The 3760-nt window shown below is 70.5% G+C and carries 2 protein-coding genes; both read right to left on the reverse strand.

From position 1 onward, the window contains the following. Positions 1 to 2882: trypsin-like peptidase domain-containing protein (locus ACFVUY_RS38880; protein ID WP_387736811.1), on the reverse strand; the 2882-nt coding region annotated here is incomplete at its 3' end. Positions 2883 to 2934: 52 nt separating this feature from the next. Continuing rightward, positions 2935 to 3285: a CU044_2847 family protein gene (locus ACFVUY_RS38885; RefSeq protein ID WP_387736812.1), complete on the reverse strand. Its 351-nt coding sequence runs from the start codon at positions 3283 to 3285 to the stop codon at positions 2935 to 2937. Positions 3286 to 3760: the final 475 nt, after the last annotated feature.

Genomic DNA, 3760 nt, shown 5'->3' on the forward strand with positions numbered 1-3760 from the left:
GCGACGGTCCTGCCCGTGGCCAGGTCCCATACCCGCACTTCGCCGAGTTTGTTGGAGGTGGCAAGGATGCGCCCGTCAGGGCTGAACACCGGCGAGAACAAACGCGCGCTGGGACTGGGGTCGATGAAGGTAGAGACGACCTTGCCCGTAGCTACGTCCCACAGCCGCACAAGATCGCTGCCCTCGGTGATGGCGAGGGTGCGTCCGTCAGGACTGAAGACGACCGCGACATCGAGCTTCGCCCGGGTGGTGATCGTGGTGATAGCCGTACCGGTGGCTATGTCCCACAGCCGCACTTCGCCGAGTTTGTTGGAGGTGGCAAGGATGCGCCCGTCAGGGCTGAACACCGGCGAGGATAGAGGCGCGCTGGGATTGGGGTCGATGAAGGTAGAGACGACCTTGCCCGTAGCCACGTCCCACACCTGCACTTTGCCGTTGTCGGTGGCGGTGGCGAGGGTGCGCCCGTCAGGACTGAACTTGACCAATCTTGTGGAGATCTCCTGATTGGTGAAAGCGGGGACGGTCTCGCCGGTGGCCACGTCCCACACCTGCAGTTTGAGGTTCGGGCCTGTGGCGGCGAGGGTGCGCACGTCGGGGCTGAACGCCACCTCGGAGCTGGGGCCGATGGCGAAGCGGCGGAGCAGAGGACGGTTGGCGGCGGCGGTGAGGGCTGCTGCCGCTTCTGTGGTCGGGCTGGTCCGGTAGGCGGTGCTCGCCAGGAGGGCGGCGAGATCGGAGTTGGTGCCGAGCAGGGAGTCGGACTGGGCCGCGAGCTGGCGGGACTGGGCGGTCAGCCGCTGCGCGACGGCTTCCTGCCGGGCGGTGATCGCAGTCTGCCGTTGCCAGAAGGCCACCCCAGCGGCGATCAGGGCGAGGACGAGGATGGTGGCCAGGACGGCGATGACACGCCGGTTGCGCCGGGCGGCCGCCTGCTGGCGGTGGTGTCCGGCGTCGAGGAAGGCTTCGATGTCGCCTGGCAGGAGCCGGCTGCGTGACCACTCCTGGCCTTCCGCCAGGACGCTTCCGCTGGGCAGGTCCTGCGGATCCCGCTGTTGCTGCCAGCGAGTGTGCTGGAGGCGGGCGCGGTGGAGCCAGTCGTGGAACCGGGCGTCCTGCTCGACCCACGTGCGCAGGGTGTCCCAGTCACGGATGAGCGCATCGTGAATCAGCTCGGCGACGGCCGTCCCCTGCCCGTCATCCAGTTGTCCCGGAAGGCGTATCCGATCGGTGGTGACGATGCGGTGGCGGGTGAGCACGGCCAGGACCTCGTCGACGGCCTGCAGCGCCTCGGGCGACCGGTCGGCGGCGGCCAGGTCGCGCAGGTCATCGAGTGGGAGCTGTTGGCGTACCGCCGGGATGTACAGGCTCTCGTCGGCCGGGCGTACCAGCGCCGTGAGGATCCTGCGGGCGATGTCGCGCTGGTGCGGGTCGAGTTCGCCCAGGGCGGTGTCGCACCAGTCGGCGAGGGCGCCGGTGACCGCTCCGATGCGACGGTACGCGTCGTGGGTGAGCCGGCCGTCGTGCTCTAGGCGGCGTTCCCATAGCCGGGTGAGGGTCACCTCCAGCAGCGGCAAGACGGTGACCGGCGCCTCAGAGGTGGCGGTGGTGTCAGGGTTGAGGGCCAGGACGTCAGCGACGATCCGCTCGGCGAGTTCCGGCTCCAGGTCAGCGTCCAGGTCGTGGGCTGGCCCACTGATGATCTCGTCCAGTTCCAGGTCGGTCAGTGCGGTGGGTACGTTCAGCACGCCCCGGGCCTGCAGTGCGGCCGCAAGAAGGCCAGGGGCCAGCGCAGACAGGCGGGGGTAGAAGTCGTCGCGCATGACCAGGACCACACTGAGCGCGGCATCTGAGCTGATCGCCTCAGTGATCAGCTCCAGCGCCCGATGAGCGCGAGGTTCTACGGCGGACGCGAGGAGCTCCTCGAACTGGTCGACAACCAGCACCACCCGGTCATGAGCAGGTTCCGCCGCGAGCAGCTCGGTGACGGCCTCGGCAATCCCCGAGGTGGCGGCCCGGGGCAGATCAGCGTGTTCGAGGGTTGATGACAGGTCCGGGCCCGGCCGCACCACCACCTGGTGCCAGCGGTCACTGCCCGGCAGCCGGCCCTCGGCCAGCGCGGGCAGCACCCCCGCCTGTACGAGGGAGGACTTGCCCGACCCCGAGGGCCCCAACAGCAGGACCACCCGCGGCCTGCCCGCCAGGCCCGCCAGCACCTGGCGCACCGCCTCTTGGCGACCCCGGAACCAGCGGGCGTGCTCGGCGGTGAAGGGCTCCAGCGCCCGGTAGGGCGAGACGTCGTGTTCGCCGAGCGCGGGCCACACCTCGCGCAGGACGGCTGACGGTGTGGCGTAGGCAATGCCCAGGCCCCGGTCATAGGAGTCCGGCGCCGCGATCGCCGTCAGCATGCCCACCACCAGACCGGTCACCTCGTCCAGGACCGGCCCGCCGCTGAACCCGGTCGTCAGGTCGTTCGCGCCGGTCAGCTGCAGCAGATCACCGACCCCGTCGCTGGGAGGGAGGAGACCGCCGGCCGTGGCGAACCCGAAGTGCCCGCTCGGCGGCGCCTGCGACGGGAAACCGAACGACCGCACCCGGTGCCCGCGAGACGCCACGGCCGACCCCAGGCGCAACGGTGCCACCCCCGTCGCTGCTTCCAGGCGCACCAAGGCGATGTCCTGGCCCTGCGGGTCGCGCCACCCCTCCTCCTCCACCCGGCCCTCAACCGCGGGCGCGCCAGGAGCGTGCGGGAAGAGAAGCCTCACCACGTCACCGGGGCCGTAGCCGCCGTCCGCCAGGACGTGGGCGCAGCTGAAAACCAGGTCCTCGGCTACCAGGAAACCCGCGCCCACCACAACACCAGCCCCGTCGACGACCTGAGCCACCGCCGCTGGCACGACCCCGGCCCGGGGTGCTTCACGCCCGGCCGTCACCGGGTCAGGCCGCCGACCCGCCGACTGAGACCGGGACGGTTTCGTCCTTGCGCCACGCCATTCGCACCGTCAGGTGGCAGTTGGCCGACGTCTTCGTGATCACCACCCCGGCCTCCGTGGCGAGGTCGACCCCGAACTCGACCTCCACCTCCGACGGTCCTGCATCGCGGAGCCGACGCAGTACCGTGCGCGCCATGTCCGTGACCGGCTCCAACCCCGCGCTCAGCCCGGCCGGCAGATCACGGATCGCATCGCCGATCCGGCCCGCCTTCACCGGCCCGGCCACCCCGTCCGCCGCCTCGATGAGAATCGATCCCCCGCCATCGAGCGGCAACCGTGCCAACTGCTGGCCCATGTGTTCCTCCCCATGGCCGCCCCACGGCGACCGCACGGCACTGTACCCGCACAGACACGCCCGGGGCGGCCAACTCGGCAACCTGACACGGAATCTGACAAACCGCACGGCCGTGCATCGAAGATGACCTTGCACCGCGCCCGCCTCTCGGGCCTTCCCGCCAGGGGATGGCCCAAGTGCGGGAGCGGAACCACATGACAGGACAAGCAGCCTCGCGCAACACGCTGAACTTGGCAGGGAACGCGAGCGTTCCGTCCAGGTCGAAGCCGACGGCCTGGCTGGCGGGGCTGTCGGGGCGGGGCGAGGACGGGTCGGTGCATGTGCAGTGCGTCCCTTCGACGGGTTGGCCCCGGCCCGCAGGGGTGCGGGCCGGGGCCGGGCTAGTGGCGGGTGGTGGGCTGGCCCTCTGCGGGTGGTCGGCCAGCGTGCCGCCCTTGGTCACGAGGATCTTCACGAGGTCGTTCTTGGCGTTCAT

It is taken from the genome of Kitasatospora sp. NPDC058063, from assembly GCF_042885395.1.
In the GTDB taxonomy this organism is placed as follows: domain Bacteria; phylum Actinomycetota; class Actinomycetes; order Streptomycetales; family Streptomycetaceae; genus Kitasatospora; species Kitasatospora lactacystinica.